Below are 14,347 nucleotides of genomic sequence, written 5' to 3'. Positions count from 1 at the left end.
GTCCCGTGTCGTCCTGTTTTTTTCAGATTCACTTTCTCAGGCTATTTATTTAGGAAAAGGGAAATGTCCGAACGTCAGCTCAGCCTCAATCTCTTCATCTATCCCAACGGTCATCACGAAGCCGCCTGGCGTCACCCGCAGTCGGTGCCGGAAGCGTCCATGGACATTGGCCACTACCAACAGCTGGCGCAACGCGCTGAACGGGAAAAGCTCGATGCGATCTTCTTCGCCGATTCGCCATCCCTGGCTGAAAGCGACCGCGAAGGCCTGCGCATTCGTTTCGAACCGGTGACCTGGCTGGCGGCAATCGCGGCGGTGACCCAACGCATCGGCCTGATCGCCACGGCCAGCACCACCTATAGCGAACCCTACAACCTGGCCCGTTCGTTCAGCGCGCTGGATCACCTGAGCAAGGGCCGCGCCGGCTGGAACATCGTCACCACTTCCCTGGCGGCCGCCGCCGCGAATTTCGGCCTCGACCAACATCCGCCGGCCCATGACCGCTATGCCAAGGCCGAAGAATTCGTGCAGGTGGTGGGGGACCTGTGGGACAGCTGGGAAGACGATGCGCTGGTGCTGGACAAGGCCGCCGGGGTATTTGCCAACGGTGCCAAGGTGCACTCGATCAACCACGTGGGCACGCATTACCGGGTCAAGGGGCCGTTCAACTCGCCGCGTTCCCCGCAAGGGCGGCCGGTGCAGGTGCAGGCCGGCTCGTCCGAGGATGGCCGTGATTTCGCCTCTCGGCATGCCGAAGCGATCTTCACTGCGCACCAGACCCTGCAAAGCGCGACCGAATTCGCCAACGACATCCGGGCGCGGGCGAGGACAGTGGGGCGCGACCCGAGCCAGCTGAAAATCCTCCCGGGCATCAGCCCCTACATCGGCAGCACCGAAGCCGAAGCCCAGCGCAAGTTCGATGAACTCAACGAACTGGTGCTGCCGAACGTTGCCCTGGGCCAGTTGCGCCGGCTGCTGGGTGTCGACTTGTCCGGTCAGGATCTGGACGCGCCATTCCCGCGTCACTTGGTCAACTTTGAAGGCGGCGAGAGTCAGGCCAGTCGCTTCAAGCTGGTCATCGACATCGTCGACCGCGAGAAGCCGACCTTGCGCCAACTGATCAACCGCCTGGCCGGCGCTCGCGGACATTGGGTGCCAGTGGGGACACCGGTACAGATCGCCGACCTGATCGAACAGTGGTTCCGCAGCGGTGCCGCCGATGGTTTCAACGTCATGCCGCCGGCGTTCCCCGAGGGCTTTGAAGTGTTCCTTGATGAAGTGCTGCCGATCCTGCGCAAGCGCGGGTTGTTTCGCGAGGAGTATGCGGGCACTACGCTGCGTGAGCATTACGGCCTGAGTCGCCCGGTATCTCGGTTTGCATTGAAATCGGCCTGAGTGAACCCGCTACCTCTGTAGGAGTGAGCACGCTCGCGATGGACGTCAACGATAACGCGGGCTATCTGGATGCCCGCGTTGTCCCGACGTTTTTCGCGAGCAGGCTCGCTCCTACAGGGGCGGATCAATCTGATCCAGCACTCGGTTCGCCGTGATCTCCGCCAACATGACGCTGTTGGAAATACCCAGCAGCGCATGGCGATCTCCGCCCTCCAGATGATCCACCAGTTGATGAACCATCACATCTACCGACGCCAGGGTTTCGACCAGGTACACCATCAGCGTTTCGGTGCTGGTTTCCGGGTTCACGGTGAACAGGGTGCTGGGTGTTCGTGGGGTGGCCTTGATGTCGGCTGTCGAGGGGGAGTGAACGTCGAGGGTAGGTTCGGTGGCCTCGTTGAGGTTGTTTGAATCGGGTTCGGCGGGGGAGGTTGGATCGGTGTTTGGGGGATTGGGTGTGACTTTGAACATTGACTAACTCCTTTAAGAAGTGAGCCGTTCACACTTCGCGACTAAACGAAGGGAGGCGGCTGTACGCAGGTTAGTCGACCGGGGAGTTAGCAAAACCGGCGCGCCCGAAGGCGCCCTGCGCACAACCACCATTAAGTACAGGACAGAAAAGCCTGACTGAATGACACGCTATGCACCTTACTAACACCGCCGGGCGACTAAACCCGATCACTGATGGGCAGTGACGCGAATCAAGTTACCGAGCGACCCCAAGGCGCACAAGCCGGCGGATTCTGGCGTAACCGTAGGCAGCGACGCAAGGTTTTGTAGCCCTCATCCCGTAACCGCAAGTGCCTTTAAACAAGCGCTCGCGGGTGGTGTTTAATGAGTGGGTGAACTCATCGGGAAAACCGGCAACCCGTACGTCAACGCAAGTTCCAAGGCCGGTTACAAGGGGTATAACTATCAGAACAAAAAGCGGGTCGCGCGAAATAAGCCTTCCAAAGACAGCGCCCGGGCCAGCCCTCAAGGCCTGATCGGCGCCTGCGGCGCGGAGCGATGTGATGAATTCCAGAGCATGGCGATGGGCTCGCAAGAGCCTTCTTGGCTGCATCGAGCTGGCCTTGCTGGTCGCTCCACTGTGCGCCAGCGCCATGTACAAGTGCCAAGCCAGGGACGGAACCATCAGCTACGCCAGCCAAGCCATCGCTAGCGCCCGCTGCACTCGCCTCAATGGCACGGCAGACGCCGGTGCAGGCGCCAAGGCAAAGGCCCAGCCCCGTCTCGTGCGGGGCGACGACTCAGGCGCGATGCGGATTCGGGTGTATACCTTCATGCATCGGGGTGTCCGCCAATATGTAAGCCGGCGCCCGGTCGGGATCTCCGCAAGGGTCGATGTCCTTGAGGTCTATTACATCAAAGGCTGCTATCTGTGTACGGTGCCGAAGGGTTTCAAGGTCGCCACTCTGCGCCTGGACACCCAGTCCTATCGGCGGGAGATCGAACTCGCTTCGGGTCAATATGGTGTCGACAGGGCGCTGGTCCGCGCAGTGATACATGCCGAATCGGCGTTTCGCCCCAACGCCATTTCCGAAAAAGGCGCCCAGGGGCTGATGCAGTTGATGCCCGCCACCGCCGAGCGCTTCTCCGTGGACGATCCGTTCGACGCACGACAGAACATTCGTGGCGGCGTGCGCTACCTGGCCTGGCTGCTCAAGCGCTTCAACGGCAACCAGGTGCTGGCATTGGCAGGTTACAACGCCGGCGAAGCGTCCGTGGACGAGTACAACGGCGTGCCTCCCTACGCCGAGACGCAATCCTACGTCACCCTCGTACAGTCCTTGACCGAACGCTATCGCAATCATCGCTAGCAGCCCATAAAAAAACCGACGATTCATGCATTTACTGATTCGCCATGGGGTGACAGAAATGGGCTACCTTGTTGGCACATTTACTCATGGCTCAGGGAGAGCGCAATGCCTGTAGAAATCCAGCTTTCGGAACATGTGACTGAAGCAGAGCGGTTAGGAATCTTGAACCCGTTGCTGGCCCATAACCTGGCCAACGGTGGGGACGACGGTCATGAAACATTTGCCCTGTTGCTCCGAGACCCTGACAGCAACGAAGTTATAGGCGGGCTGTACGGCAAGGTCTCCTATCAATGGCTGCTCGTTGATCTTGTCAGCGTTCCCGAGTCGATGCGTGGTCGAGGACTCGGAGAACGGCTGATGCGCATGGCCGAAGATATCGCTCGGGAAAAGAACTGCACGGGTATCTGGCTGGAGACCTTCAGCTTTCAGGCACCCGGCTTTTATCAAAAACTGGGCTACTGCGAATTCGGACGCCTGGCAGACTATCCACCGGGACATACCCGGCTGTACTACCAGAAGCTGTTGGGATAAGGGGATAGGTCTATTTTTTGGTAATCGAGTCTGGCTGCTTTCCGTTGTCGCTACCGGTTGTTTTTGACCGATTACGGACCTTCGTGACAGGCAACAATTGACCGATTACTGCCCTTGGTGAGGGCAGTAATCGGCCGAAAGTGGTCGCTCCATTGTTCTGGCAGTCTCATTCAGTTTGGTGAAGCCCTGCCATGTTCAGTAATCCGCTGATTAGTCGATAATGAAAAACCACTTAGCTATTGGCACGCCCAAATGGATCAGATTCTTTCTCTTCTCTCCGATACCATTCCAAAAGCCCAAACCCTGGAGCAGCTTACGCGTCCTTTGCTGGCCCTGCTCAGCAAGATAACCGGTATGGAGTCGACCTACCTGACGACCATTGATACCGACGAGGGTGTCCAGCGCGTCGAGTTCGCACGAAACGTCGGTGACATGGTGATTCCTGAAGGACTGGTCGTGCCTTGGACAGATACTCTGTGCAAGCGGGCACTGGATGAGAATCGCATGTACTCGGATAACGTTGCCGAATGCTGGAGTGACTCGGAGGCCGCCGCGGCCTTGGGCATCAGAACTTACGTGAGCGCGCCAATCAGATCCCAGGATGGGCAAGTGCTGGGGACGGTATGTGCCGCCAGCTCGGATCAGGTGGCCCGCTCTCCTGACGTGGAACCCTTGCTGATGCTGTTGTCAGGCTTGCTGGGATACTCCCTTGAACGTGGACTGCTTGTTGAGCGACTCCAGGCTGCCAACGCCGAATTGACCAAGCTGGCCCTGACGGATCCACTCACCGGCCTGTCCAACCGGCGTGCCATTTTAAACGATGCCGCGCGCCTCTTCGCCCTGGCCCAGCGGGAGAGCAAGTACATACTGATGGGTGTCATCGATCTGGATGGGTTCAAGCTCATCAACGATACCCACGGTCACCTGGCAGGAGACCAGCTACTGCGTGGCGTGGCCGCACGACTGCAGCACGGCCTTAGAAGCAGCGACATCATCGGGCGTACCGGAGGTGATGAGTTTATTGTGATCGCCTTGGGCACACCCTCCGAACACTCGGACCCGGCAAAGGACATGCGACATGACGCCGAACTGCTCCAGGATCGCCTGTCCAAAGCGACAATAGGGCGATACGAGCTGGGACACGGTCTTGGTGATGTTCAATATACCGGCGCGAGTGTTGGGGTAGTGGCAGTGATACCGGGCAGCATGACTGTGGACGAGGCCACAAAGCTGGCAGACCGCGAGATGTATAAGGTGAAACAGCAGCGAAACCGACAACGGCTGTAGTTGCGAGAGAAATAAATCTCATTCGCCATTTATCTGACGCCCATCTGACGCTCGTCTGAAAAGCGTCGGATAAATGGCGTTTTGCGTTGAGCTTTTACCTTCCTGACCTAGGCTCAAGCCATGTGGGTAGGAGGTACAGTCCATGCGTAAATTATTGATTGGCTCATCGATGCTGGCCTGTCTGGTCGTGCTGGGCGGCTGGTTGAGTCGACCACAGCCATTGGCGGTCAGGCTGCTAGAGGTTGAGCGGGGGCCAGTGGAGACGCTGGTGGCCAACACTCGCGCGGGTACGCTGAAGTCCTGTCGACGCTCGCATCTGTCCTTCAATGTCGGCGGCCAGGTTGCCGAGTTGCTGATCGGCGAGGGCCAGCGGGTCCAGCCGGGTCAGGTGCTCATGCGCCTGCGGCAGGATGAGCAACAGGCCCGGCTGCAGGAGGCCGAGGCGCGGCTGGAGGCCCAGCGCAACGCTCGCGAACAGCGCTGCCAGCAGGCTCATCTGGACCGGCGCGACCTCGATCGGCTGGGCCAGTTGGCCGACCGCAAGTTGGTTGCCGCCGATCGCCTCGATCAAGCCGAGACCAAGGCTAACCTGGCGAAGCTGATGTGCAATGCCAGTGCCGTGCTGATCCGCGAGGCCGACGCCAGCCTGCAGTTGCAGCGTTCACTGCTGGAGCAGGCGACCCTGCGTGCGCCATTCGCCGGCGTAGTCGCTGAAATCAACGGCGAACTCGGCGAGTTCGTCACCCCTTCGCCGCCGGGTATTCCCACGCCGCCGGCGGTCGACCTGATCGACGACAGCTGCCTGTATGTCGAGGCGCCGATCGATGAGGTGGACGCTGCCCGGGTTCGCCCCGGAACCGCTGTGCGGATCAGCCTGGATGCCTTCCGTGGCCAGCATTTCTCCGGCCGCGTCAGCCGCATCGCACCCTATGTACGCGAACTGGAGAAGCAGGCGCGCACCGTCGATGTCGAGGTGCGCTTCGACCAGCCGCCGGCCGATCTGGTCCTGCTCACCGGCTATAGCGCCGATGTCGAGATCCTCTTGGAGCAGCACGCAGGTGCTTTGCGCATCCCCACCGAGACCCTGCTGGAGGGGCAGCGCGTGCTGCGTTATGACCCGAGCGCCCGGGTGTTGCGCGAGGTGGAGGTGCAAACCGGGTTGAGCAACTGGCGCTGGACCGAGGTGCTCGCAGGGCTGGACGAGGACGCGCGTATCGTCGCCAGCCTCGAGCAGGAAGGGCTCAAGGACACCGTGGCAGTGATCCCGGTGGATGCGGCGGAGACTGAGAAATGATCCGCTTGCGCGGCGGCAGCCGCAGCTTCCAGTTGGGCGAGCAGCAGGTGATGGGGCTGGACGGCCTGGATCTGGACATCGCCGCCGGTGACTACATGGCGGTGATGGGCCCGTCGGGCTCGGGCAAGTCGACCCTGCTGAACATCCTCGGTTTGCTCGATGCGCCGAGCGCCGGTGAATACTGGCTGCAGGGCGAGGCCACGGCGACGCTGAGCGAGGCGCGGCGCGCCCAATTGCGCAGCCAACTGATAGGTTTCGTGTTCCAGTCCTACCACCTGATCGCACGGCTGACGGTGCTGGAAAACATCGAGTTGCCGATGGTCCTCGCCGGCATCGGCGCGGCGCAACGGCGCAAGCGCAGCAGCCAATTGGTGGCGCGCCTGGGGCTGGGCGAGCGCATTGCCCACCGCCCGGCCGAGCTGTCCGGTGGTCAGCGCCAGCGCGTCGCCATCGCCCGGGCGATGGTCATGCAACCTGCGCTGTTGTTGGCCGACGAGCCCACCGGCAATCTCGATAGCCAGGCCGGCGCCGAGGTCTTCAGCCTGCTGGAGGAGCTCAACGGCGAGGGCCTGACCCTGATAGTGGTGACCCACGACGCCAGCCTGGGCGCCCGCGCACAGCGCCAGTTACACATGCGTGACGGGCGGATCCACAGTGCTGTGTCGCAGCGGGCGCTCACCTGATGCGCGCTGCCGATGCCCTGGGCTTCTGGCTCGGCGCCTTGCGTGGGCATCGCTCGCGCAGCCTGATGTTGCTGCTGGCCATCGCTATCGGGGTGGTTGCGGTCAATCTGCTCACCGGTCTCGGCGCGGGGGCGCGTGCCTTCGTCCTGAACGAGTTCTCGCTGCTCGGGCGCGACATCCTGATCGTTTTCCCAGGCCGCAAGGAAACCACGGGGCGCATGCCGCCGCTCACCGGCTTGACGCCGCACGAGTTGACCTTGCAGGACGTCCAGGCCATCACCCAGTTGCCGGGCATCCGCCGGGTCGCGCCGATTCAGGCCGGACAGATGGAGGTGATAGTCGGCAACCGCAATCGTGAGGTGCTGACCCTGGGCACCACCCGGGACTTCTTCGCCATTCGCCAACTGACGGTCGTCCAGGGCCAGCCCCTGCCGGCGCTGGACCCTGAGCAGGCCGAGGCCGTCTGCGTGATCGGCGGCAAACTGCGGCGCGAGCTATTCGGTGCGCGCCCGGCCCTCGGTGAATGGGTGCGCGCCGGCGACCGGCGCTTCCGGGTGGTCGGCATCCTCGGTGAGCGTGGCGAATCCCTGGGGATGGATTTCGCCGAGATGTTGATCATCCCGGTGGCCAGTGCCCAGGCCTTATTCAATCGCGAGGGGTTGTTGCGGGTGTTTGTCGAGGTGCGTGGTCCGAGCTTTCTCGACCGTAGCAAGCGGCAGATACTCGCCGCGCTCAAGGAGCGTCACGAGGGTGAGGAAGACATCACCCTGATCAGCCAGGACAGCCTGCTCAGCGCCTTCGACGAGATACTCGCGGTGCTGACCCTGGCGGTGGCGGGGATTGCCGCGATCAGCCTGCTGGTGGCAGGCATCCTGATCATGAACGTGACCTGGATTGCGGTGAGCCAGCGCAGCGCCGAGATCGGCCTGCTCAAAGCCATAGGTGTGACGGCGGCGCAGCTGCGCCTGCTGTTCCTCGGTGAGGCGGCGCTGCTCGCCCTGACCGGGGCGCTGGCGGGGTTGCTGCTGGCCGAAACCTTGCTCTGGCTGGGGCGCCAGGCGTTCGATCTACCGCTCTATGCACCCTGGTGGGCGCGGGCGAGCGCGGTGCTGCTGGCACTCGGCACGGCGCTGCTGTTCGCCTGGCTGCCGGCCGCTCGGGCCTCGGCGCTGGAGCCGGTGGCGGCGCTACGCCCGCCGGGAGCGCACTGATGCGCTGGCAAGATGGTTTGCGGCTGACCAGCTCGGCGCTGACCTGTCGACCCTTGCGCAGCCTACTGACCCTGCTCGGGATAGCGATCGGGATAGCCGCTGTGGCGCTGCTCACGGCCATAGGCGAAGGCGTGCGCGGCTATGTGCTGGAGAACTTCTCGCAGTTTGGTACGCGGATCATCACCGTGCGCCCGGGCAAGACCCAGACCAGCGGCCTCGGCGGTCTGCTCGGCAGCGTACGGCCACTGACTATCAGTGATACCGACGCTCTGCGGCGCTTGCCGCATGTCGAGGCGGCGGTGCCGATCATTCAGGGCAGCGGGGATATCCAGTTCGGCCAACTGAGCCGGCGCAGCGACATTCTCGGTGGCGGCCATCAGCTGGCGCAGGCCTGGCGCATGCAGCTGAGCCTGGGCGAGTTCCTGCCCGTGGCACGTGACGGTCGCTCGCCACCCTATGTGGTGCTCGGCCATCAGCTGCGTGAAGAGCTGTTCGGTGACCGCAATCCGCTGGGCGAACTGATCCGTGTCGGCGGTGTGCGTTTCCGGGTGATCGGCGTGATGGCAGAGAAGGGCCAGTTGCTCGGCTTCAACCTCGACGATATCGCCTACATCCCGGTGGATTGGGCCGAAAGCCTGTTCAACCGCACCGGGGTGGTCAAAGTCCATGTGGTGTTCGACGCCGGCACCACTTCGCGGGCGTTGAGTCGGCAGATTCGCCAGGTGCTCGGCGAACGGCACGGCGAGGAGGACTTCAGTCTGACCACCCAGGACGACATGCTGCGCAGCTTCAACCGTGTTCTCGGCACCCTGAGCCTGGCCATCGGTGCCCTGGGGGGCATTTCCCTGTTGGTCGGCGCTGTCGGCATTCTCACCATCATGACGACCACTGTGGGCGAGCGTACGGCGGAAATCGGCCTGTTGCGGGCGATTGGTGCCAGTCCGCGGCAGGTGCTCGGGCTGTTTCTCGCCGAAGCGACACTGCTGTCCCTGGCCGGTGGTCTGCTGGGTCTGTTGTTGATGGGCCTCCTGCTCGGGCTACTGCACCTGGCCATGCCGAGCCTGCCCTTGGCGCTGCAGCCGCTGTTTCTGCTGCTGGCGCTGCTTCTGGCGGCGGTGCTCGGCATTCTCGCCGGCCTTGCTCCGGCATTGCGGGCGGCCCGCCTGCATCCGGTGGCGGCGCTGCGCAGTGAATAGCGGCCAGGACCGTAAAGGGGACATTTCGCCGAGAATCAAACGCTACTTTTACTCCACGAATCGGCCCACGTATTGGCGAACCTGTAGAGGGGTAAGAACGAGTCCGATAGATCCTTACCCAGTGGTGTGAGCCCGTAACCGCCATCGTTCGACTCGATGAAGCCAGCCTCCCGAAGTTCATTGACCCTGCTTTGCAAGACGGTGGGCGAGATGTCGCCACATGCGCTTCGCAGTGCGCGGGAACTGAGTGATCCGTGCCGAAGTTCCCACAGGATCCTCAACGCCCATTTCTGCCCGAGCACATCCAACAGCGCCATGATTGGACGACGGCCATCCAGCATTCGCGAATCCAAGTGTTGATCATCATTCATAAATATGGCCCTTGCTTGCTACGAATTATGTAGCGAATACTCTTGCTACATATTTGATAGCGGAGGGTACATCATGGCTCGAATCGAAGCACTCAACAAACCCTACACGGAAGAACTCCAGGCGACGTTCGACAAAATAATGGGAGAGGGTGTCCCACCATTGTTGTTGTTCACGACCATCGCCAGCAGCGAAAGGGCGTGGCGCAAGTTCAGGGGCGGTTCACTGCTGGATGGAAACCTGCTCACGCTTCGCCAACGGGAACTGATCATCAACAGGGTCTGTGCACGTACCGGATGCGAATATGAATGGGGTGTGCATGTTATGGCTTTCGCTCAGGACGCCGGACTGACCAGAAACGATATCGGCCACGCCTTGGACCATCCACTCCGGGCGGAGAACTGGAAGGAGGAAGAAGCGGTGTTGCTGACTACGATCGATGCCCTGCACGATCGCGCTACATTGACCGAAGCGGAATTTCAGGCCGCCCGAAAGTACCTCGATGACGATCAGATCCTTGAAGTGCTCATGCTGGCGGGTTTCTATCGAACGGTATCGTACATTGCCAATAGTTTGGCTCTTCCGCTTGAGCCAAACGCGGCGAGGTTCAGTGAGTTTCGTCACGGCCTCCTCACAGCAAAAGTCTAAGTTCGCACCTTGAATTTTGCGCCACCTCCGTGAGGTGGGGAGGCCGGCCAGATGATTCTCAGATGTATTTTTCAGAGCAATCAGAAAAATACAATTGTCCTTTTTTCATGATTTTGAAACTTGCTGATACAAATGTGAATACGTATCATTAGATTTCAATTTCAGGACGCAGGGAGTGCATTGTCCATATAAAAATAAGGTCAAGAATAATGCTGAAAATGCTCCTCGTGTACGTTCATCTGCTCGCAACTTGTATTGCCCTAGGCAGGGTATTGCTGGCCGATCACAAACTTTGGAGTTGGCGCAAGGAAGCGCTGGATCAGGCGAAACATGAGTATCTGGAAGAAACCAGGAAAATCGCCACCCTCGCATTATTGGCCCTTTGGGGCAGTGGTCTGTTGTTAGTACTTCAGGGGTATCTCCTTGAGGGCACTGCGTACTTACTCAATCAGAAGCTCTGGGCCAAGGTGACGGTTGTCGCGCTACTGACCCTGAACGGTGGTCTGTTGCATCGCGTTGGCTTCCCGTTGTTGCAAAAAGCCCCCTTCGTCTCGTTACCGGCTTGCGACCGTAGTCGCCTTGCACTCTTGGGGGCGTTCTCTATGAGTGGCTGGCTGTTCGCTGCCTTCCTGGGGGTGGCTCGAGCCTGGAATCATGTAATGCCATGCTTGCATGTGATGGGGGTCTTCACGGCGTTCGCGTTGCTGGCTTGTGCCGTGGCGCTTGTGGTCGCCAGCACGGCGAGCACAACAAGCGGTGAAGAACCTACGGTTTCATAGTGGCTGTATCACATCTCGAGCATGGATAGCGTGGTGCCGCCTTCGGCGCAGGAGCCAGCCAAAGCATTCATGTTCGAAGTTGTGGATAGGCTCAATCCTGACACCTAATCGCCATACACAGAATTTAGTTGTGTTGCATCGACACCGGGCTAACCGCTAGAAAGCATCATGCTGACGGGGTCCGAGATTGCTGCGCTCTGTGCACATATGAACTGCAAATTCCCCGTCTAGTATCTATTTTCTGGCTAATTACACTCTTCGGTAACACTAATCCGAGGAGTGCAAGATGATCAACAGTGTCAGGATTCATGATGTCGGTGGGCCGCAAGTCTTGAGTCTGGAGCAGACCGGCCCTCAACAACCGGGTGTCGGTGAAGTCTGGCTGGATCAGGTGGCCATCGGGGTCAACCCGCTGGATCTAAGCCAACGATCCGGTGCCGTGCGCATTGCCTTGCCGACCACGCTTGGGCTTGAAGGCGCAGGGCGTGTGGCGGCGATCGGGGAGGGCGTCACGGAGGTGGTGGTAGGCGACAGGGTGGCCTATGCCACTGGGCCGCTGGGGGCTTACGCCAGTGGTCGCTTGTATCCGGCCAACCGGCTGGTGCGGATTCCCGATGAGCTCGGCTTCGACGAAGCGGCGGCGGTGATCTTCAAAGGTATTACCGCCCAGTACCTGCTCAAGACAACCTACCCGGTCGGGCCTGGTACCCGGGTGTTGCTGTATGGCGCGGCGGGTGCGTTGGGGCAAATCATGGTGTCGTGGGCCAAGCACCTGGGCGCCTTTGTGATCGGCGTGGTGTCGAAGGCGCAGAGCGTCGAGCGTGCCAAGGCGGCCGGGTGCGACGAAGTGCTGGTGTTCGACGCTGCGACGCTTGCCGATCAGGTGACGCAACTCACTCAAGGCCAGAAGGTTGATGTGGTGTATGACCCCATCGGCCGGGCGTCCTTCGAGGCTTCACTGGACAGCCTTCGTCCCCGTGGCCTGCTGGTGTCCTTCGGCATGGCCTCGGGTGCGGTACCGGCGATGGAAGTCAGCGTCTTGAATGCCAAGGGCTCGCTGTTCCTGACCCGGCCGTCGCTGGCCGCGCACACGGCCACTGCGCAGGAATATCAGGCGCGTGCAGAGGATGTGTTGCAGGCGATCGCGGCGGGTATCATCCAGCCGCGTGTCTGGCGTCGCTATCCATTGGCCGATGTGGCCCTGGCGCATGCCGATCTGGAGAGTGGCCGGTCGCAGGGGGCGATCGTGCTGACGACTTGAGCTGTCTGAACCCGCGAGGTAAGTGGTTGCATGGATCTATTCGATAGCCGTCAGGCGGATGAGCTTGCCACGTTGCTGGCGCTGTCCGAGCACGGCTCCTTTGCCGCGGCGGGGAGGGTGCTGCAACGGCACCCGTCAGTGCTGTCCAAGCGACTCAGCGCCCTTGAGCGGCGACTGGGCATCCGCCTGGTGGAGCGCACCACCCGGCAATTGCGCTTCACGGACGAAGGGGAGCGCCTGGTCTCGCAATTGCGCCATGCCGTCAACCTGATCACCCAGGCAGAGCAGGATGCCGCGCGAGGTGCCGCATTGGTCAGGGGACGGTTGCGAATTGCCTTGCCGGCAGCGATGGGGCGCTTGTGGCTGGGATCGATGGTGTCGGAGTTTGCCCTGGCCTATCCCGAGGTTTCACTGGAGGTCGAATACGCGGAACGCTTCGTCGACATCGTGGCCGAGGGATTTGACGCGGCGATCCGCATCGGTGAGTTGGCGGACAGTCGCTTGGTGGCGAAAAAACTATGCGATCACCGCCGAATCCTCTGCGCCGCGCCGGCCTATCTGCAAAGCCGGGGCGTGCCCGAAACACCGGCAGACCTCGCAACACACAATTGCCTCGGTTTCACAGGCCTGCACTCCTGGCCGGAATGGAAGCTGACGCGAGAGAACGAACTGGCCTCTGTCAGAGTGCGTGGCAGCATGGTCAGCAATGACAATGAAGCCCTGCTGGGCGCTGCCCGATTGGGGATGGGTATTCTCGCCGGGGGCGAATGGTTGATGAAAAGGGACCTTGATGCCGGGCAACTTATACGGGTGCTCCCGCAGTGGCAGCTGGATGCCGATGCGGCTGTGTACTTGGTGCGTCCATCCGCTCGGTACAGCACGGCGGCGAGCGTCGCGTTCAAGCAGTGGGTCGAGGGGCAATTTGTCAGTACGGCGCCATGGGAACGCTGAAGGGGTACTCCCTTTTCGCAAGAGTGACCATCGCAAATGGTACGAAAGGCGTGGGCGTTTAATCAGTCGGCTTTCGGCCAAAAGCTAACCTGTGTGGCCCCTTCTCTGCACCATAGACAGCGGGTCGGTTTGATCTAGCCTTGTAGAAGACCACGCGCGAGAAAAACGTCATGCTCCTCGCCTTCAGAAATCTATTCATCTTTGTATGGGTCAGCATTTTTTGCCTGGCAGCACTCGGCCAAGAAGAAGCCGGAACCGATCACCCTCCGGCAATTCTTCCATTGAAATCTGAGTTGCCGCCAAAAATCATTGCCTTTGCGCCGCTCGCCGAGCCGCTCGCCCGCGGTGTTGTCATCATTCAGTATCGGACAGAACACGCCAGGATCATGCCTGTATTCGGCAAAGCCGCTGGTGACGTCTCTCCCCGACTGGGCCACCTCCATGTGACCGTCGATGACTGGAAAGGTACATGGGCGCATTCCAGCGAAGACCCAATCATCCTGGTTGGACTGACGCCCGGTACTCACAAAGTTCTCCTGGAAGTGGCCGACCCGACTCACAACATCCTCACCAGCACGACCGTTAGTTTTATAGTCCCCGAGAAAAAATCAGCGGACGCCCCCAAAATGGACGATGGTCACGCGGTAAAACCCTGACCTTGGGGCGCCATTGCTAACGGCTGTGGTGTGTGTAGTTTCGGATTTATTAAATGCAACTGAGTGCCTTTATTTAGTCGGAAGCCGCTTTGCAGCAGCGGTGCGCTATGAGGTGCTTGCTGTTGTGATAGGCAGCAATCGGCCGATTCTGTTGAAAAAGTCGGATTTTCGGCTCGCCTGAACTCACGCACGATCACCACCGAAGAATCTACTCACCACATCGAGTGGTTTTTCGGCTCTTCGTTGACCTTTGCTGCTCAGTTAGT

Annotated in this window: 15 protein-coding genes; 13 read left to right on the top strand and 2 right to left on the bottom strand. The window is 60.6% G+C overall.

Annotation, left to right across the window (positions count from 1 at the left end; translation table 11 throughout):
* Positions 1-63: 63 nt before the first annotated feature.
* Positions 64-1,395 carry an LLM class flavin-dependent oxidoreductase gene (locus ACSFE6_RS23710; RefSeq protein ID WP_435429859.1) on the top strand — a complete coding sequence of 444 codons (1,332 nt, stop codon included), beginning with the start codon at positions 64-66 and terminating at the stop codon, positions 1,393-1,395.
* A gap of 111 nt (positions 1,396-1,506) precedes the next feature.
* Here ACSFE6_RS23710 and ACSFE6_RS23705 read toward each other — a convergent pair whose 3' ends face one another.
* Entirely contained in the window at positions 1,507-1,866 is a 360-nt protein-coding gene (locus tag ACSFE6_RS23705) for a DUF6124 family protein (protein ID WP_435429858.1), read from the bottom strand.
* 542 nt (positions 1,867-2,408) lie between these two features.
* On the opposite strand from ACSFE6_RS23705, the gene ACSFE6_RS23700 reads away from it, so the two are divergent.
* From ACSFE6_RS23700 to ACSFE6_RS23670, 7 genes are all read left to right on the top strand, one after another.
* Positions 2,409-3,215, top strand: a complete 807-nt coding sequence (locus ACSFE6_RS23700) for a lytic transglycosylase domain-containing protein (protein WP_435429857.1) — start codon at positions 2,409-2,411, stop codon at positions 3,213-3,215.
* Positions 3,216-3,320: 105 nt separating this feature from the next.
* Positions 3,321-3,746, top strand: coding sequence for a GNAT family N-acetyltransferase (locus ACSFE6_RS23695; RefSeq protein WP_435429856.1), 426 nt, complete (start codon positions 3,321-3,323; stop codon positions 3,744-3,746).
* Positions 3,747-3,998: 252 nt separating this feature from the next.
* Positions 3,999-5,033 carry a sensor domain-containing diguanylate cyclase gene (locus ACSFE6_RS23690; RefSeq protein WP_435429855.1) on the top strand — a complete coding sequence of 345 codons (1,035 nt, stop codon included), beginning with the start codon at positions 3,999-4,001 and terminating at the stop codon, positions 5,031-5,033.
* Between the two features lie 142 nt (positions 5,034-5,175).
* A complete protein-coding gene (locus ACSFE6_RS23685; protein ID WP_435429854.1) occupies positions 5,176-6,327 on the top strand; it encodes an efflux RND transporter periplasmic adaptor subunit in 1,152 nt (383 codons plus the stop codon).
* The gene (locus ACSFE6_RS23680) at positions 6,324-7,010 is read left to right on the top strand and encodes an ABC transporter ATP-binding protein (protein WP_435429853.1); all 687 of its coding nucleotides are present in this window, start codon (positions 6,324-6,326) and stop codon (positions 7,008-7,010) included. Before ACSFE6_RS23685 ends, ACSFE6_RS23680 begins: the two co-directional genes overlap by 4 nt.
* Positions 7,010-8,221, top strand: a complete 1,212-nt coding sequence (locus tag ACSFE6_RS23675; protein ID WP_435429852.1) for an ABC transporter permease — start codon at positions 7,010-7,012, stop codon at positions 8,219-8,221. Before ACSFE6_RS23680 ends, ACSFE6_RS23675 begins: the two co-directional genes overlap by 1 nt.
* The gene (locus ACSFE6_RS23670) at positions 8,221-9,417 is read left to right on the top strand and encodes an ABC transporter permease (RefSeq protein ID WP_435429851.1); all 1,197 of its coding nucleotides are present in this window, start codon (positions 8,221-8,223) and stop codon (positions 9,415-9,417) included. The genes ACSFE6_RS23675 and ACSFE6_RS23670 overlap by 1 nt, the downstream gene beginning before the upstream one ends.
* Positions 9,418-9,452: 35 nt before the next feature.
* On the opposite strand, the gene ACSFE6_RS23665 is transcribed toward ACSFE6_RS23670, so the two are convergent.
* Positions 9,453-9,788: a winged helix-turn-helix transcriptional regulator gene (locus tag ACSFE6_RS23665; protein ID WP_435429850.1), complete on the bottom strand. Its 336-nt coding sequence runs from the start codon at positions 9,786-9,788 to the stop codon at positions 9,453-9,455.
* Positions 9,789-9,861: 73 nt separating this feature from the next.
* Between ACSFE6_RS23665 and ACSFE6_RS23660 the strand changes: the two genes are divergently transcribed.
* The 5 genes from ACSFE6_RS23660 (at position 9,862) to ACSFE6_RS23640 (ending at position 14,081) form a co-directional block, all read left to right on the top strand.
* The gene (locus ACSFE6_RS23660; RefSeq protein WP_435429849.1) at positions 9,862-10,434 is read left to right on the top strand and encodes a carboxymuconolactone decarboxylase family protein; all 573 of its coding nucleotides are present in this window, start codon (positions 9,862-9,864) and stop codon (positions 10,432-10,434) included.
* Between the two features lie 209 nt (positions 10,435-10,643).
* Positions 10,644-11,213 carry a hypothetical protein gene (locus ACSFE6_RS23655; RefSeq protein WP_435429848.1) on the top strand — a complete coding sequence of 190 codons (570 nt, stop codon included), beginning with the start codon at positions 10,644-10,646 and terminating at the stop codon, positions 11,211-11,213.
* A 286-nt stretch (positions 11,214-11,499) separates the two neighbouring features.
* Positions 11,500-12,474, top strand: a complete 975-nt coding sequence (locus tag ACSFE6_RS23650; RefSeq protein ID WP_435429847.1) for a quinone oxidoreductase family protein — start codon at positions 11,500-11,502, stop codon at positions 12,472-12,474.
* A 30-nt stretch (positions 12,475-12,504) separates the two neighbouring features.
* Positions 12,505-13,425 (top strand): LysR family transcriptional regulator, encoded by a 921-nt coding sequence (locus ACSFE6_RS23645; RefSeq protein ID WP_435429846.1) that lies wholly within the window; start codon positions 12,505-12,507, stop codon positions 13,423-13,425.
* Positions 13,426-13,595: 170 nt separating this feature from the next.
* Positions 13,596-14,081, top strand: a complete 486-nt coding sequence (locus ACSFE6_RS23640) for a DUF6130 family protein (protein ID WP_435429845.1) — start codon at positions 13,596-13,598, stop codon at positions 14,079-14,081.
* Positions 14,082-14,347 lie beyond the last annotated feature (266 nt).

Source organism: Pseudomonas baetica, from assembly GCF_051216495.1.
Taxonomy (GTDB): Bacteria; Pseudomonadota; Gammaproteobacteria; order Pseudomonadales; family Pseudomonadaceae; genus Aquipseudomonas; species Aquipseudomonas baetica_B.
Note: the sequence above shows the minus strand (reverse complement) of the source record. Positions and strands in the feature narration are given on the sequence as shown.